Genomic DNA, 16,691 nt, shown 5'->3' on the forward strand with positions numbered 1-16,691 from the left:
CCCCTCAGATGTTGTAAACCCACGCGAGCCTAGGGCTTACAGGCTTGCTGCATAACACTGCAAATGGCTTTACAGGTCTTATTGATTTCAGATTCAGTCAATGTCGGATGCACAAGGAACATCAGGCTGTTCTCTCCGAGTTCCTTGGCAACGGGTAACCGGACTTCTGGGCGCCAGCCAGTATCATCAAACGCTTTCTCAAGGTACACCTCAGAGCAAGAACCAGAAAAACATGGCACACCAAGCGCTGAAATCTCTGACAGAATTCGGTCACGGTTCCAGTCTGCCTTTAACTGATGTGGCTCTAAGAATACATAGCATTTATAAGCAGCGTGAGTGTAGGTTTCGGGAATCGCTGGCACGCGCAAACCTTTAAGCTCACGAGCATTCGACCAGATACGTTCGGCATTATTTATACGGCTGGCATGCCATTCGGCCATTCGACGAAGCTGAATGCGGCCAATGACTCCTTGCACTTCCAGCATCCTCCAGTTAGTGCCAAAGCTTTCGTGCAACCAACGGAAGCCCGGCTGATGCTCGCGTTCGTAGATAGCTTCCCAGCTCTTGCCATGATCCTTGAACGACCACATTTTTAACCAGAGGCTTCGGTCGTTCGTCGTGACCATTCCGCCCTCGCCTCCGGTCGTCATGATCTTGTCCTGACAAAAAGACCAGGCGCCGATATGACCAATGGAGCCTACAGGACGCCCCTTGTACTTCGCACCATGTGCCTGGGCGCAGTCTTCAATTACCTTAAGATCATGAAGTGCGGCAAGCTCCATGATGGCATCCATATCACATGGCCACCCTGCCAGATGCACACAGATTACGCCCCGGGTACGGGGCGTCAGTACAGCCTGGATTGTCTGCGCGGTAATGTTCTGGGTATCGCGGTCGACCTCGGCAAAGACCGGTATGGCACCGGCATTGACGATACTGGAAACTGAGGCGAGGAAGGTCCGGGGAGTGACGATGACTTCATCCCCATGTCCGATTCCCAGAGCATTTAAAGCGAGATCAAGGGCAACGGTGCCGTTCGCCAAGGCGATGGCATATTCCGTGCCGGCCCAAGCGGCAAACTCCTTCTCAAATTCGCGGCATTCTTGCCCGGTCCAATAGTTGACCTTATTGGAAAGCACTACATCGCGAACAGCGTTGGCCTCTTCCTCAGTGAACGAAGGCCAAGGAGAAAATGGGGTATTCAACACGATTTTTACCTGCCATCCATAATTAAAAAAGTACCGTCGAAAATTCAAACGGCCAATCAGTCACATGTATCCGATGGTTAAGCACTCAGGATCTGACAATCGCTCGAGCGGGAACCCCGGCTACTGTCATGTTATCAGAGATATTGCAGACCACAGCCGCACCGGCACCGACCATCACATTTGAGCCTATTTGGAGCACCTGTCTGACACAGGCACCGATGCCTATCCAGCTCCCGTCACCTACGCTAACGGCGCCTGCCAACCTGGCGCCAGGACTGATATGTACGCATGCGCCGAGAATACAATCGTGATCAACGCTACATCCTGTGTTCAAAATCGCCCCTTCTCCCACCGACGCATAGGCATTGACTACTGCAGATGCAAACACAACGGTTCCAGGCCCAATCTTAGCGTATCGACTTATGATCGAAGAAGGATGCGCCAGCACTGGAAGCTTTGCGCCCAAGGCCTTTAACTCATCAATTTTGCTGCGCCGGACACCGTTGTTGCCGATAGCGACCAGGACACCATCGAACTCCGTTATGCGATTGAGCAACTCGCTGGTATTCCCAACCACTGACCAAACGCCGATGGATGAAACTTGAGGCCACGCATCATCAAAGAACTCAATGACCTGCCACCCACAACATTCAGCTGTGTCAGCGACAACCTTGCCATGACCACTCGCACCAAGAATTGCCAGTTTCTTCATTTTTTTGACCCGGTGAACTTGGTCATTGTGACTTCACCTTCAGCACTAATCCCATCCCTGACGAGTACTTTTTTGATGGTGAGGAAGATGATTTTGAGATCAAGCCACAACGACTGATTGTCTACATACCAGACGTCAAGTTTGAATTTCTCTTCCCAGGACAGTGCATTGCGACCATTTATCTGGGCCCACCCGGTGACGCCCGGACGTGCGTCATGTCGGCGAACCTGGACCTCATCGTACAGGGGTAGATACTCCATCAATAGGGGACGAGGGCCTACCAAGCTCATATCCCCCTTGATCACGTTCCACAACTCAGGAAGTTCATCCAGGCTGCTGGAACGAAGAAATCTGCCAAAATCCGTCATTCGCTCAGAATCGGGCAAGGGATCACCGTCAGCGTCCAAAGCGTCCCGCATCGTGCGGAATTTGACCATTTCAAAGGGTTCACCACCGAGACCCGGTCTGACTTGTCGAAACAAGATTGGAGATCCCAATCGTTTGCGAATCAAGTATGCGACTATCGCGATCACGGGAGACAAGACAATCAACCCGGCGACCGAGGCCACAATATCGAAGAAGCGTTTTGACATCGGAGGTCCTTGAAAAACACATTATCGTTGGAGAAAAGGAGCGTCATAAATCATTTCGACATGCGCTTGAAGTGCTCACCGAAACGCTCGACACCGACTCGCAAAGACAGCTCTTTTTGATAGAACGCTGCCCCATTTTCAGCCATACAGCTGCGCCCCTCCGCCGATACTTCCATCAACGCCAGTACCGCATCCACAAGCGCTTGCGGGTTGTCTGACTCGCTGACGACCCCACAACCGGCGTCACGTACCAAATCTGCAGCATCACCGTCCACAGCCATCAAAATCGGCTTCCCGGCTGCCATATAAGCCTGGGTTTTTGAAGGGATAGTGATGGTAAACAAAGGGTCTTTCTTCAGATGAACAAGCAGTGCATCAGCAGCGGCCAGATAAGCGCCGACATCCGGCATGGGAACAGCGGGCAAGAAAAACACGTTGTCTAGATTTCTGCCTTTCGCAAGCGCCTCCAACCTGGAAGTTTCAACGCCTCCGCCAAGAAAGATAAACGCTACTTGACTTGCTTGCTCCTGCAGTAACTGCGCCGCGTCAATCACTGTATCGAGGGACTGTGCTTTACCCATATTGCCGGCAAACAGAATTCGAAACTTCGAGGTCACCGGAAAGTTGGTCGGTAATTTGTCTGGCGTAGCGCGGACCATATCCTCCGAACACCAGTTATAAATCACGTCAATTTTTTGCGACGGCACCCCACGCTCGATCAAGAGACGCTTGAAACCTGGAGATAACACCACTATCTGGTCTACGTTTCTGTATACCCAATTACAGACGCAAGAGACAATCTTCAGGAGTTTTTCGTTGGAAAACATACCCGTGGCCTTGAGTGTATCAGGCCACATATCTTGGATATCATAAACCACGGGAACACGCCGAAAAAAACGAACAAGTGCAGCTGCGATACCCACCGTCAACGGAGGATGGTAGGCGTATACAACATCCGGCTTCTTCGCACGAAAAAGACCATACAACGAAATACTGGCCGCGAAGCTTATATAGTTAAGCAGTCGCCCGACACCACTCTGCCCGTGACTTGGGTAGAGTGGCACGCGCGTTATCTGGACGCCGTCGATGACTTCGCGTTGCAAGGCCTTCATTTTATATCCGGGATACAATTTACCGCCGGGATAATTCGGAAACCCTGTAACCACTTCAACATCAAAGCCTTGTGCGACCAACTCTCGTGCAAAAACCAATCCTTTGAACGTCGGCTCAGGGTCAAACCATTGAGTAAATAGTAAAACACGAATAGCCATTCGTATTAGTACCTTCTCCAGACGGTCCGCATAACATAATCCCGATAGCTGTGGATGATCCGAACGACTTTCTCTGCCACGTTAGGCATACTGTAGTCCGCGACAAGACGCAAGCTACGCTCATCATCGCGACTTTGCCCTTCCAGCACTTGCAAACCTTGCATTACGCGCTCGGCTTCCAGCCCGACCATCATTACAGCAGCTTCTTCCATACCCTCTGGACGTTCATGCGCTTCGCGAATATTCAACGCCGGAAAGTTAAGAATGGAAGACTCTTCGTTGATCGTGCCGCTATCAGAAAGAACTGCCTTGGAGTCCAGTTGCAACTTGTTGTAATCTTTGAAGCCCAAGGGTTTGAGCAAGCGGACGTTCTCGTGAAACTTCACACCCATGGCGTCGACCCGCTTTTGGGTGCGGGGATGCGTGGAGACAATAACCGGGTACCCATAATGCTCAGCAACGGTATTTAGCGCTTCAACCAATTTTGCGAAGTTTTTATCAGAATCGATATTCTCTTCACGATGCGCGCTGACCACGAAGAACTTACCTTTCTCGAGACCCAGACGAGATAGAACATCCGACGCCTCAATACCTTCTCGGTAATAATTGAGCACTTCAAACATAGGACTGCCAGTCTTGATGACCATGTCCGGTGACAACCCTTCACGCAGCAAATAATCACGTGCGATCGTGCTGTAAGTTAGATTGATATCCGCCGTATGATCAACAATGCGGCGATTAATTTCCTCAGGTACGCGCATATCGAAACAGCGATTGCCGGCTTCCATATGGAAAGTAGGGATTTTTCGACGTTTGGCAGGAATTACCGCCATGCAACTGTTTGTATCACCCAAGACCAGCAGAGCCTCTGGCTCGATCTCTGCCAACACGCGGTCCACACTAATAATCACATTCCCGATAGTTTCGGCGCCCGTAGCGCCTGCGGCATTCAGGAAGTGATCCGGCTTGCGGATGCCCAAGTCTTGAAAGAAAATCTCGTTAAGTTCGTAATCGTAATTCTGACCAGTATGAACAAGCACATGATCACAGTACTGATCCAGAGCCGCCATTACGCGCGACAAGCGAATGATCTCCGGGCGGGTTCCCACTACAGTTACGACTTTTAGTTTTTTCATTTTTAAGCGTCACATTTCAAAAAAGTGATAGACAAATAATCAGTAGTTTTCGCCTCCTAGATCATGAAACCGAAGCGAAAACTCCATCATTACCCTGCTGCTGTCGGACGTGTCGCAGTGGGGAATGCCCACGCATCACTGCTAAAGCAAGCGAGAAATTTCGTGAGACATAATGACACATTGAATCGATTTTTTACTCTCAGTTTAGCTACTGCAAGCTTCTCCTGACCCTCCACCCGGCTTCCGGATCGATGGCACGGGGCCGGTTCTGGGAAGACGCAAGCACTTCGAATCAAAAAGCCAATCGGCAGCTGCTCGAAAAACAAGCCTCGAAGCTGCCCAAAGCTTCGACCAGTATCGAAAACACTAGAAGACTGAACGAACGCCAGATGCCAAGGAGTCAGCTGGGACGCACAGCCATAAGCGCAGGATGATGAACCGCGGGATGCGGCGTTAACCATAAGGGGTGATTTACGGGGGGAAGATCGCGCCAAAATAGCCGGCCTTTAAAACAAAGAACGATGCAAGCCTGGCCTGAACCCAAGCTCATTTCCGTTTTACCAAAAAATTGGATCTCTGCTCCGCCTACGGAGCAGAGAGAACCTATTTTGTTATAAAGGCGCTGCCACTGGACGTGCGTACGTGTCCGGGAGTTCGCGATCGAAAATCTCGTTCGCCCAAAGCATGACGATCATTTCATCATCTCCTGCATTGGTGATATCGTGTGTCCAACCTGGAACGGTTTCTACAATTTCCGGCTTCTCACCTGTTGTAAACAACTCGTAGAATTCCCCGGAAACTATATGTCGAAACCGAAAACACGCCTTACCTCTAATCACTAGAAACTTTTCAGTTTTTGAGTGATGGTAATGACCACCACGCGTGACTCCAGGATGAGCAGTAAAATAAGAAAACTGACCGCTGTCGGCTGTTTTTAACATTTCAACGAATACACCTCGAGGATCCCCGTACTTGGGAACCTCGTAAGTGAAACGATCCGGCGTCAGATAACTGACATACGTAGAATAAAGCGCTCGCACCAGCCCCGTACCGACCGGCTCGGTTATCAACGTATTGCGGCTATCACGGAATGCCTCTAGCTGACTCGCCAACGCTCCAACACTAATTGTGTATTGAGGTTCAACAATGGCGAAACGCTCAGCCGACAACCTTCCATCCATCGCGTCAATAAAGCATCTGACGACGTCATCTATATAGACGAGATTGATGTTCGCCTGAGGGTCGTTGATCTGAACGGGAAGACCGCGGACCGTATTATGGCAAAACGTAGCCACAGCAGAGTTATAGTTCGGACGCGCCCACTTACCAAAAACATTCGGCAGTCTGAATATATATACTGCAGCACCGTGATTATCAGCCAGTTCGATCAACGCTTCTTCGGCAGATCGTTTACTGATGCCGTAAAGGTTGTCTAACTCCGCTTGACTGGAAGATGTGTACAGTACAGGTACAGACCGACCACATGCTGCTACGGCATCGCACAGTGCACGGGTCAGATCTGCGTTGCCAGTCTTGAACTCCTGGGGATCCTGCGGGCGATTTACTCCCGCCAAGTGAAATACAAAATCCACTTCGGTCATCAAGGCGGGCAGTTGGGCAACGTTATCGTCACGAGTAAAGCGCAAGACTTCAACGTCACTGCGCTCACTAAGGTGCGCGATAAGATTCTTGCCGACAAAACCATTGGAACCGGTGATCAGAACTTTCACTCTGTCACTCCTCAGGCGTCGCATGTTCGCCACGCTGAATAGCACGCATGAAATTAAGCTTAAGTAACAGCTGCTTCATACCTTCGACATCCAACCTTACTGTGTTATGCGAATTGTAATCTTCAGTGCGAGAAATTTTCTCTTCGCCCTGCTCTACAAATTTTGCATAGTTCAAGTCGCGCAAATCAGGTGGCACTCGGAAGTAATCGCCACGATCTTCTGCACAAGCCATTTCCTCGCGGCTCAACAACGCTTCGTATAGTTTCTCACCGTGACGGGTACCTATCACTTGAATCGGATGCTCAGGCAAGTTGAGCATTTGCGTCAATGCTTGAGCAAGAACTTCCACCGTGGCTGCAGGTGCTTTCTGCACAAACAAATCGCCGTTATTGCCATGCTCAAACGCATACAACACGAGGTCTACAGCATCCGCGAGCGTCATCATGAAACGCGTCATATTGGGATCGGTGAGGGTGAGTGCCTTGCCTTCCCGAATCTGCTGGATAAACAGTGGAATGACCGAACCACGAGACGCCATTACGTTGCCGTAGCGGGTACCGCAAATGACCGTTTTATCGTCATCGGCACCGCGAGATTTTGCCACCATCACCTTTTCCATCATTGCCTTGGAAATACCCATGGCATTGATTGGATACACTGCTTTGTCGGTACTGAGACAAACTACACGCTTGACTCCGTTCAAGATGGAGGCTTCGAGTACATTCTCAGTACCCATTACGTTGGTTTTCACAGCCTCCATCGGGTGAAATTCGCACGATGGTACTTGTTTGAGTGCGGCGGCGTGAAAGATATAATCCACGCCACGAGTAGCATTTATAACGCTTTGGTAATCGCGAACATCGCCAATATAAAATTTAAGCTTTGAGCTTGCGTAATGCTTACGCATGTCATCCTGTTTTTTCTCATCCCGACTGAAAATACGAATTTCAGCGATATCAGTATCCAGAAAACGCTTAAGCACCGCATTACCAAAAGAGCCAGTGCCGCCAGTGATCAATAGTTTCTTACCGCTAAAAATAGTCAATTATGTATCTCCATAAAATCTAAAATTTTTCGTCCGACGGCAAAGCTAGTCTTATTCTTTGAAATCCAAATCTTACCACACGCGGCCTTCCTGAACAAAAATTGTCGATCAGCTGCACAAAATTCCGTCAAAGCGGCGCAAATGCCGTCTGCAGAGGAGTCTTCGATAACATTCAAAAACTCAAAATACTCGTCGGGTATTCCGCCTAGTCGAGTGGTAAGAACAGGTATTCCACTGACCATGTACTCAAGCAGTTTAGAAGGAAAAGAATAGCGCGTGTATCGCTCCTGTGGATTTCGACTTAGAATCAAACAGGAAGCGCTGGATTGTATTTTTTCAACTTCTTGAGCACTCAAAAAACCCAGATATTTCACTGACGGATAGCGACCTGACACCTCCGAAAGATATGACTCTAACTCTCCACGACCACACAACCAGAGCTCATAGTCAACACCGGCCTTAATGAAACCTTCAACCAATTCGACGATCCCGTATGCCCTGCTCAATCCTCCGGCATAAAAAATGATATTCTTCTGCTCAACTACAGATATTTCCTCGGGCGCAGTAATCGTAGAATTAGCGATCCCCTCAAGAACCAAAAACGGTTTTTTCGACCATTTAGCACTGTCCGCAGCCATATACTTACTTGCTACAAAAACACCAGACGAGCGAAAAATGAGATTATCGATAATCTTAGAGTCTAACTTCTTCAAAACCCTCATAAGAAAGGACCGACCCATCCCCATATCCATATACACAGGAAGATCGGGAATATAAACAAAAAAAGGAATACCATATAGCTTGCGCACTACATAAGCAGCCACCAAGTTCGGTGTATGAGCCGCATAAACGCAAATCGCATCCACCCCGGATTTTCGCAGACGCAGCAAATTAAAAAGCGTACCTAGTAGTCGACTAACAATTTTTAATAATGGCAAATTAAGCAAGGGAATGACTTTGCACCTGCCGCCCGCCCCTAGTTCCGACGCCCCTGGAAAATACACCTTGCTATTACGCGGGTATGTCGATACTGCAATACTGGCGACGTTATTAACAACCCCCCCATCAAAGCGCAGAGCCTCAAGAAATCTACCTTCAAGTTTATATGCCGCAACCTGAGGAAATGGGTCTCCCTTGGAATACTGTTCGAAGTATTCATCACCTACGTAGAACCCCACCAAGACAATTTTTTTTCCCATTTCCGCCTTCTCAAAATCCGCTCGACGAATTAAACCTAATGACATATCTCAGAGAAACCCATCCTATCCCTCCCCAGCACTGAGAAGGCACAAGACCGTCTTTCACCTTTGTAATACTACGCCACCCAGATCTGCCTATCTCAACCGTTGAATGCGTATTTCAGACTTTATAAAAACCTGCCACTTCGGTCATAGTGTAGCCTTCATAAACTCAATCCACCTCACTCCTTTCCAAAGGGATAGAAGCGATACCACCGAAAATCCTACTAACCAAAAAAGCGACTTTTCCCACCAAAAAAAATCGACCCATTCACTTTGCAAGCCCAAATAAAAAACATAACCCGCTAAGAAAGCTAATGACGACACCATAAAGGGCTGCAGGAAACCCCTATATACATTGAGACGTTTATACATACTGGCAACGACACAAATGAAATAAATGGATTGGGCCAATAAAACCCCCAAGGACACACCGTACAGCCCCCAGAACATACCGCCGAGCCAAGCAAAACAGACGGACATAAGCGCGGACATGAGTGAAAGATACGCTAGCAACTTCATTTTTCTATGTACTTCGAGACGCTTCTGAAAATACACGGCCGCGCTGTTTAAAAAAACACCCGCGAAAGCATAGAAAATGACGATAGTGGATGCCCCTATTTTCTTTCCCGTCATCCTCTCAAAAAAATCAAACCCGACAAAATACAACGCACACCAAAGCAATGAAAACGCGACAATTAGAAAACTGGAGGAGCTTTCTATGATCCTGATAGCAAATACGCCTTCCCTAAACTTTTTAATAACAAATGGATGGACCATCATCAGCAGTGGCATACTTAAGAGCCCGGCACCACCTACAAATAGATCCTTTAAAGACAAGTACGAATCACCATGCTCAATCTCATAATAACCGATAGCAAGTCGATCAGCCCCCGCCATCACTAACATACCTAGAATCCATGGCGACAGGGCAGCACCATATTGGTAAATAAGCTTCAGATCGACTTTGAACAACTCAATACTCGAAAACGGATTACAAAGACCAAATATACGCGACACAGAGAACAGCATAAAAAATGCTGCGATGGCATAACCTGCTACTGACGCAACTAACGCATATCTGAAATCGACTTCTGAAAATCTAAAAAAAACCATTACCAAGCCAATCTGCATAACAGCCTGCAGAAGCACAGCGATGAGTTGCTGCTTCACCAAGAAGCCAGCCTGACACATGGATGAAAGGAAAAAAAACAGGATCTGGCTAAAACATAGCATCCAAACAAACAGAAACAAATCGCGCTCAGATATCAAACAAATAGAAATTACACCCGCCAATATCGAGGCCATGGGTGCAATTAATAAAATCACACATATGCAATTTGAAACAAACAACTTTTTATCTTCAACACCTGAGTAATAATAAATAAAAGAATTACCAACCCAACCAGCGCACAATTGCGCAGCCACCAATGAACAGAACAAGCTTACTGAATAACTTACATACTGCCCCTCAGGAAACGATTTATATAAAAAGAAAACTAAAAAAATACCTGAAACAGCAGGTATCATTTTGACCGGCACATAAAGAAGAAGCTTTCGAAGAAAAACGTTCATATTCATTTGTTTTCGTTAAACTCTTTTTTCTTCGCAATAAACTGAAACAGACAACGAAATTCAGTGCTGTGCAAGTGGCGTAGATACACATTCAGCAAAAAATAATGGATGGAGGATCGCATGTTTGCGATTTTCAGGCAAGGCGCTACCCCCATTCGAAACAGATTAAGACGGGCGGAAATAGCAGATTGGCGGGGATAATCGACACTGAACCAGGTAGGCTGAACAGGCTCGTCACATCCCTTATGGCTACCGGATGCGACGGCCACCTCAAATCGAATGGCGCTGCCGCTGTCTTCTAGCGCGCCCAAACAGAAACGTAAAAAGCGGACCAATCAACATTCCAACTAGCAGAGCGAATATTATAGCAATCGATATAGGCACTTCTGGCAGAGGCCAACCCAGCAACAACAAAGAAATGCTCTGTTGATTTTCAAGAACAAATGTCAACGTGAGCAGAACAAACACTAAAACGAACACTACCAATGTGACGCGCCTGAAATTACGCATAACTCACTTCCCGATACGACACATTCAAATCTCACCCTCCTCATCTTCATTCACTCGATCCCTAAGCTCCTTCCCCGGCTTGAAATGCGGAACAAACTTTCCGTCAAGACTCACCGACTGCCCAGTCTTCGGATTGCGCCCCACCCGCGGCGCACGATAGTGCAATGAAAAACTACCAAAACCACGGATCTCAATACGATCCCCAGTCGCCAGGCATTGAGACATTTGTTCAAGCATAGTCTTGATAGCCAGCTCCACATCCTTGGATGAGAGCAGCCCTTGATGGGTGACAATTCGTTCGATCAACTCCGACTTCGTCATATTTTTCCCTTCTTTTTCAAGCAGCTAGGAAAAGCGCTTCAAAGGTTTTAGCATGCCCGGAGGAATTTGAACAGCCCGGGTTTTCACATATTTTCACCAGCAATGACCGCCCAATTACGAGGAACTACGACGCGATTTAGCTCAGCGACAAATAACCAGCATGGTGCGCGTCAGATACCCCGCGGGATTGAAGCCGAAAGGGTATTCATCCTCATCCTTGGCATCATCGGACCTTGCTACTACCTTATAGCCCGCCGCCTTACACTCTTTGTCCGCGCGCTTACGGCACTTCTCCCATCCAGAACCCAATCCCGAACAATCTATCTCTACGCCACTGACTCCACGCACGGCATGAGTCTTGGCATTCGTACCGCAACCCGCCAGCATCAAGACTGCCATCGCGACAATGAGCTTGTTCATTCACTTCCTTATGGCAGACGCCCTGCCCGGCTATCGTTCTTTAGCTAAAGACTAGCTGCAAATAAGCGATTGATCCGATTAAAGAAAGAGACAACACAGAAGGATCATTGGTTTCAAGAACAGCCACCCCGCGCACGAACCACCCAACAAACCCAAATCCCAGACACAAAAAAGGGCGACCGAAGTCGCCCTTTTTCTATGGTCTGACAGAACTCAGTTCTGTTTTTCCATTTGTGCACGCAACAGGTCGCCCAGAGTGGTAGGACCAGCAGCGATGCTATCCGAAGGCTTGTCTTTCAAGCTTTGGATGGCTTCTTTCTCTTCAGCATCGTCTTTCGACTTGATGGAGAGCTGGATTACACGGCTCTTGCGGTCAACGCTGATGATCTTGGCTTCTACTTCCTGGCCTTCTTTCAGAACGTTGCGCGCGTCTTCAACGCGGTCACGGCTGATTTCGGAGGCTTTCAGAGTCGCTTCGATATCGTCGGCCAGAGTGATGATGGCGCCTTTAGCGTCAACTTCTTTCACGATGCCTTTAACGATGGCGCCTTTGTCGTTCTCTTGAACGTACTCGGAGAACGGATCGCTTTCCAGTTGCTTGATACCCAGGGAGATGCGCTCGCGCTCTGGGTCAACCGACAGGATAACGGTGTCCAGCTCGTCGCCCTTCTTGAAGCGGCGAACGGCTTCTTCGCCCACTTCGTTCCAGGAGATGTCGGACAGGTGAACCAGACCGTCGATGCCGCCGTCCAGACCAATGAAGATACCGAAATCGGTGATCGACTTGATGGTGCCGGAGATTTTATCGCCCTTGTTGAACTGGCCAGAGAAATCTTCCCATGGGTTAGATTTGCACTGCTTGATGCCGAGGGAGATACGACGACGCTCTTCGTCTATGTCCAGAACCATAACTTCCACTTCGTCGCCGACTTGTACGACTTTCGAAGGGTGGATGTTCTTGTTGGTCCAGTCCATTTCGGAAACGTGTACCAGGCCTTCAACGCCTTCTTCCAGCTCAGCGAAGCAGCCGTAGTCGGTCAGGTTGGTTACACGAGCGGTAACGCGAGTGCTTTCTGGGTAACGGGCTTTGATAGCAACCCATGGATCTTCGCCCAGTTGCTTGAGGCCCAGGGAAACACGATTGCGTTCGCGATCGTACTTCAGAACCTTGACATCAATCTCGTCGCCAACGTTGACGATTTCGGAAGGATGCTTGATACGCTTCCAAGCCATGTCGGTAATGTGCAGCAGGCCATCGACGCCACCCAGATCGACGAATGCGCCGTAATCGGTGAGGTTCTTGACGATACCTTTGACTTGTTGACCTTCCTGCAGGGATTCCAGCAGAGCTTCACGCTCGGCGGAGTTCTCGGCTTCGAGGACGCTACGACGGGAAACGACAACGTTGTTGCGTTTCTGGTCAAGCTTGATGACCTTGAATTCCAGCTCTTTGCCTTCCAGGTGCGTGGTGTCGCGCACAGGACGGACGTCAACCAGAGAACCTGGCAGGAACGCACGGATGCCGTTAACGTCGACAGTGAAGCCGCCTTTAACCTTACCGTTGATAACGCCCTTGACCACTTCTTCGGCTGCGAAGGCTGCTTCCAGAACAATCCAGCATTCAGCGCGCTTGGCTTTTTCACGGGACAGCTTGGTTTCACCAAAGCCGTCTTCAACCGAGTCCAGAGCAACGTGAACTTCGTCACCGACGTTGATAGTCAGTTCGCCAGCATCGTTGTAGAACTGCTCAAGCGGGATGAGTGCTTCAGACTTCAGGCCAGCGTGAACGGTTACCCAGCGAGCTTGGTAATCGATATCAACGATAACACCGGTGATGATGGAGCCTGCCTGAAGGTTCAGGGTTTTTAGGCTTTCTTCAAAGAGTTCCGCAAAGCTTTCGCTCATTTTAATTCCTGTTGAATAAGGGCGAAGGATACGCCCATCTCCACATCCCAGACGACGTGGGTTATGTTCATTTAAAGAAGCACTGCAAGACTATGACTGGTCCCCTGCAGAGCTTCTTGGTCACCCGGCGATATCGCGAATGGCGATCTCGCTCATGATGCGTTCCAGCACCTGATCGATGGATAACTCCGTGGAATCCAGCTGTATGGCGTCAGCCGCCGGCTTGAGCGGGGCTACCGCTCGCTGGGTGTCACGCTCATCGCGTGCACGGATCTCATCTAGCAGACTCGACAGACTAACACCATCGACTTTGCCCTTCAACTGCAAGTATCGACGGCGCGCACGCTCCTCGGCACTGGCAGTGAGGAATATCTTCAGCGGCGCGTCCGGAAAAACCACCGTGCCCATGTCGCGCCCATCGGCGACCAACCCCGGCGATTCCTGAAACGCCCGCTGACGCTGAAGCAGCGCCTCGCGTACCGCGGGCAATGCAGCCACCTGGGACGCACCCGAGCCGACGCTTTCCGTACGGATGACATCGCTGACTTCGTCACCCTCCAGAATGATGCGCTGCAGTTGACCTTCGGTCGCCGCAATGAACTGCACATCCAGATGAGCGGCAAGCTTTTTCAGCAGTTCTTCATTCGTCAGGTCAACGCCGTGGTTATGCGCAGCGAACGCCAACAGACGGTAGAGCGCACCGGAATCGAGCAAATTCCAGCCCAGACGCTTGGCCAGTATCCCGGCGACCGTGCCTTTGCCAGAGCCGCTTGGCCCATCGATGGTGATGACCGGTGCGATGATTTTCACGACTGAGCCTCTTGTGCAACACGAATGCCGACCTGCGCACAAAGCGCGAGGAAGTTCGGGAACGAGGTTGCGACGTTGGCACAGTCATGGATGCGAATCGGTGCGGTGGCACGCAGCGAAGCAACGCTGAACGCCATGGCAATCCGGTGATCGCCGTGACCGTGCACTTCGCCGCCGCCGATCAGGCCGCCGTCGATGATGATGCCGTCCGGGGTCGGTTCGCATTTGACGCCCAGCGCCAGCAAGCCATCCGCCATGACCTGGATACGGTCCGACTCCTTGACTCGCAGCTCTTCGGCGCCACGCAACACGGTGCGCCCTTCGGCACAGGCCGCGGCCACGAACAACACCGGGAATTCGTCGATGGCCAGTGGAACCAGCGCTTCGGGAATCTCGATACCCTTGAGTTTAGCTGCCCGTACGCGCAGATCCGCCACCGGCTCGCCGCCGACTTCACGCTGGTTTTCCAGAGTGATATCAGCGCCCATCAGACGCAAAATGTCGATCACGCCGGTGCGGGTCGGGTTGATGCCGACGTGCTCGAGCACCAGCTCCGAACCTTCGGCGATCGATGCCGCCACCAGGAAGAACGCGGAAGACGAGATGTCGCCCGGCACTTCAATGTGGGTCGCGGTCAGCTTGTGGCCGGACTCAACCGAAGCGGTCGCACCGTTAACGGTGACCGGATAGCCGAAGCCGCGCAGCATGCGCTCGGTGTGGTCGCGGGTCGGAGCCGGTTCGGTGACGGTGGTCTTGCCTTCGGCGTACAGGCCGGCTAGCAGCAGGCAGGATTTAACCTGGGCGCTGGCCATCGGCATGGTGTAAGTCAGACCCTTGAGCTTGTTGCCGCCACGAATGGTCATCGGTGGACGACCCTCAGCGGCGGTCTCGATCACGGCACCCATTTCACGCAGCGGATTGGCCACGCGATTCATCGGGCGCTTGGACAGCGAGGCGTCACCGGTCAGGGTGCTATCGAAGTCCTGCGCAGCCAGCAGGCCCGACAGCAGACGCATCGAGGTGCCGGAGTTGCCCAGATAGATCGGGCCCGGCGCAGGCTTCAAGCCATGCAGGCCGACGCCGTGAATGGTCACGCGACCGTGGTGCGGACCTTCGATCACGACGCCCATGTCGCGGAAGGCTTGCAAGGTCGCCAGGGCGTCTTCGCCCTCGAGGAAGCCTTCGACTTCGGTGACGCCTTCGGCCAGGGAGCCGAGCATGATCGAACGGTGGGAAATCGATTTATCGCCCGGTACACGAATCCGCCCAGTCAGGCGGCCACCAGGTTGAGCCAGGAAAATCAGGTCGTTGGAGTTCATAGCGTCCACATAAGCCCGGCGGGCCAGGATTTTACTGAAATGTTCGCGGGCAACCCGGGCGCGAGTGAATACGCCCAACAATTGGTGCCCATCCCCTGCATCGACCGCGTCGCGCAAGGCGTCGAGGTCGCTGCGAAATGTATCAAGTGTGCGCAGGACAGCTTCGCGGTTGGCGAGGAAGATGTCGTGCCACATGACCGGGTCGCTTCCCGCGATTCTTGTGAAATCGCGAAAACCGCCCGCAGCGTAACGGAAGATCTCAAGGTTTTCATTGCGTTTGGCCAGTGAATCGACCAGACCGAACGCCAGCAAGTGTGGCAAATGGCTGGTTGCCGCCAACACTTCGTCGTGACGCTCGACCTGCATGTGCTCGACATCGGCGCCCAATTCACGCCACAAACGGTCGACCACTGCCAACGCGGCCGGATCGGTCTGATCCAGCGGTGTCAAAATCACTTTATGGCGACGGAACAACTCGGCATTGGAGGCTTCCACCCCGCTCTGCTCGGAACCGGCAATCGGATGGCCCGGCACAAAACGCGACGGCATGCCGCCAAACGCTTCGGTCGCGGCACGCACCACATTGCCTTTGGCGCTGCCAACATCGGTCAGAATCGCCTGCCCCAGATCCATGCCGGCCAAGCGGCCAAGCATTTTTTCCATGGCAAGGATCGGCACGGCGAGCTGGATCACATCCGCGCCCTGACAAGCAATCGCCAGGTCTTCTTCGCAGCGATCCACCACGCCCAACTCAACCGCGAGCTTGCGCGACTGCGGGTCGAGATCGACCCCGACCACTTCGCGGCACAGGCCACTTTCGCGCAACCCCTTGGCAAACGAACCGCCGATCAACCCCAGGCCGACCACCACCAGGCGACCGATCATAGGGGCAGCAGGT

15 protein-coding genes are annotated in these 16,691 nt (G+C 51.1%); all 15 read right to left on the reverse strand.

The window, feature by feature from the left end:
* Nucleotides 1–29: 29 nt before the first annotated feature.
* On the reverse strand, nucleotides 30–1,208 hold the full coding sequence (locus tag BLU63_RS01180) for a DegT/DnrJ/EryC1/StrS family aminotransferase (RefSeq protein WP_083374720.1): 1,179 nt from the start codon (nucleotides 1,206–1,208) through the stop codon (nucleotides 30–32).
* 85 nt (nucleotides 1,209–1,293) lie between these two features.
* Nucleotides 1,294–1,920 carry an acetyltransferase gene (locus BLU63_RS01185; protein ID WP_083374721.1) on the reverse strand — a complete coding sequence of 209 codons (627 nt, stop codon included), beginning with the start codon at nucleotides 1,918–1,920 and terminating at the stop codon, nucleotides 1,294–1,296.
* Complete coding sequence (locus tag BLU63_RS01190) at nucleotides 1,917–2,513, reverse strand: sugar transferase (RefSeq protein ID WP_083374722.1); 597 nt, start codon at nucleotides 2,511–2,513, stop codon at nucleotides 1,917–1,919. Before BLU63_RS01190 ends, BLU63_RS01185 begins: the two co-directional genes overlap by 4 nt.
* 50 nt (nucleotides 2,514–2,563) lie before the next feature.
* Entirely contained in the window at nucleotides 2,564–3,784 is a 1,221-nt protein-coding gene (locus BLU63_RS01195) for a glycosyltransferase family 4 protein (protein WP_083374723.1), read from the reverse strand.
* A gap of 5 nt (nucleotides 3,785–3,789) precedes the next feature.
* Nucleotides 3,790–4,920, reverse strand: coding sequence for a non-hydrolyzing UDP-N-acetylglucosamine 2-epimerase (wecB, locus tag BLU63_RS01200; protein ID WP_083374724.1), 1,131 nt, complete (start codon nucleotides 4,918–4,920; stop codon nucleotides 3,790–3,792).
* A gap of 611 nt (nucleotides 4,921–5,531) precedes the next feature.
* Nucleotides 5,532–6,650 carry a UDP-2-acetamido-2,6-beta-L-arabino-hexul-4-ose reductase gene (gene wbjC / locus BLU63_RS01205; protein ID WP_083374725.1) on the reverse strand — a complete coding sequence of 373 codons (1,119 nt, stop codon included), beginning with the start codon at nucleotides 6,648–6,650 and terminating at the stop codon, nucleotides 5,532–5,534.
* Nucleotides 6,651–6,654: 4 nt separating this feature from the next.
* The gene (locus tag BLU63_RS01210; RefSeq protein WP_083377235.1) at nucleotides 6,655–7,689 is read right to left on the reverse strand and encodes a polysaccharide biosynthesis protein; all 1,035 of its coding nucleotides are present in this window, start codon (nucleotides 7,687–7,689) and stop codon (nucleotides 6,655–6,657) included.
* A 2-nt stretch (nucleotides 7,690–7,691) separates the two neighbouring features.
* A complete protein-coding gene (locus BLU63_RS01215) occupies nucleotides 7,692–8,939 on the reverse strand; it encodes a glycosyltransferase (RefSeq protein WP_083374726.1) in 1,248 nt (415 codons plus the stop codon).
* Between the two features lie 144 nt (nucleotides 8,940–9,083).
* The gene (locus BLU63_RS01220) at nucleotides 9,084–10,514 is read right to left on the reverse strand and encodes a polysaccharide biosynthesis protein (RefSeq protein WP_084315790.1); all 1,431 of its coding nucleotides are present in this window, start codon (nucleotides 10,512–10,514) and stop codon (nucleotides 9,084–9,086) included.
* 264 nt (nucleotides 10,515–10,778) lie between these two features.
* Nucleotides 10,779–11,018: a lipopolysaccharide assembly protein LapA domain-containing protein gene (locus BLU63_RS01225; RefSeq protein WP_083374728.1), complete on the reverse strand. Its 240-nt coding sequence runs from the start codon at nucleotides 11,016–11,018 to the stop codon at nucleotides 10,779–10,781.
* A gap of 24 nt (nucleotides 11,019–11,042) precedes the next feature.
* A complete protein-coding gene (ihfB, locus tag BLU63_RS01230) occupies nucleotides 11,043–11,339 on the reverse strand; it encodes an integration host factor subunit beta (RefSeq protein ID WP_083374729.1) in 297 nt (98 codons plus the stop codon).
* Between the two features lie 141 nt (nucleotides 11,340–11,480).
* Complete coding sequence (locus BLU63_RS01235) at nucleotides 11,481–11,759, reverse strand: hypothetical protein (RefSeq protein WP_077747954.1); 279 nt, start codon at nucleotides 11,757–11,759, stop codon at nucleotides 11,481–11,483.
* A gap of 213 nt (nucleotides 11,760–11,972) precedes the next feature.
* On the reverse strand, nucleotides 11,973–13,664 hold the full coding sequence (gene rpsA / locus BLU63_RS01240) for a 30S ribosomal protein S1 (RefSeq protein ID WP_008148721.1): 1,692 nt from the start codon (nucleotides 13,662–13,664) through the stop codon (nucleotides 11,973–11,975).
* 120 nt (nucleotides 13,665–13,784) lie between these two features.
* Nucleotides 13,785–14,474 (reverse strand): (d)CMP kinase, encoded by a 690-nt coding sequence (gene cmk / locus BLU63_RS01245; RefSeq protein ID WP_010461679.1) that lies wholly within the window; start codon nucleotides 14,472–14,474, stop codon nucleotides 13,785–13,787.
* Nucleotides 14,471–16,678, reverse strand: coding sequence for a bifunctional prephenate dehydrogenase/3-phosphoshikimate 1-carboxyvinyltransferase (locus BLU63_RS01250; RefSeq protein ID WP_231990963.1), 2,208 nt, complete (start codon nucleotides 16,676–16,678; stop codon nucleotides 14,471–14,473). The genes cmk and BLU63_RS01250 overlap by 4 nt, the downstream gene beginning before the upstream one ends.
* Nucleotides 16,679–16,691: the final 13 nt, after the last annotated feature.

This window comes from Pseudomonas mandelii (assembly GCF_900106065.1).
Taxonomy (GTDB): Bacteria; Pseudomonadota; Gammaproteobacteria; order Pseudomonadales; family Pseudomonadaceae; genus Aquipseudomonas; species Aquipseudomonas mandelii.

Coding starts and splice junctions, on each gene's coding strand:
- BLU63_RS01185 (WP_083374721.1), bottom strand. CDS start 1,920: ATGAAGAAACTGGCAATTCTTGGTGCGAGTGGTCATGGCAAGGTTGTC.
- BLU63_RS01190 (WP_083374722.1), bottom strand. CDS start 2,513: ATGTCAAAACGCTTCTTCGATATTGTGGCCTCGGTCGCCGGGTTGATT.
- BLU63_RS01195 (WP_083374723.1), bottom strand. CDS start 3,784: ATGGCTATTCGTGTTTTACTATTTACTCAATGGTTTGACCCTGAGCCG.
- wecB (WP_083374724.1), bottom strand. CDS start 4,920: ATGAAAAAACTAAAAGTCGTAACTGTAGTGGGAACCCGCCCGGAGATC.
- BLU63_RS01215 (WP_083374726.1), bottom strand. CDS start 8,939: ATGTCATTAGGTTTAATTCGTCGAGCGGATTTTGAGAAGGCGGAAATG.
- BLU63_RS01220 (WP_084315790.1), bottom strand. CDS start 10,514: ATGAATATGAACGTTTTTCTTCGAAAGCTTCTTCTTTATGTGCCGGTC.
- BLU63_RS01225 (WP_083374728.1), bottom strand. CDS start 11,018: ATGCGTAATTTCAGGCGCGTCACATTGGTAGTGTTCGTTTTAGTGTTT.
- ihfB (WP_083374729.1), bottom strand. CDS start 11,339: ATGACGAAGTCGGAGTTGATCGAACGAATTGTCACCCATCAAGGGCTG.
- BLU63_RS01235 (WP_077747954.1), bottom strand. CDS start 11,759: ATGAACAAGCTCATTGTCGCGATGGCAGTCTTGATGCTGGCGGGTTGC.
- rpsA (WP_008148721.1), bottom strand. CDS start 13,664: ATGAGCGAAAGCTTTGCGGAACTCTTTGAAGAAAGCCTAAAAACCCTG.
- BLU63_RS01250 (WP_231990963.1), bottom strand. CDS start 16,678: ATGATCGGTCGCCTGGTGGTGGTCGGCCTGGGGTTGATCGGCGGTTCG.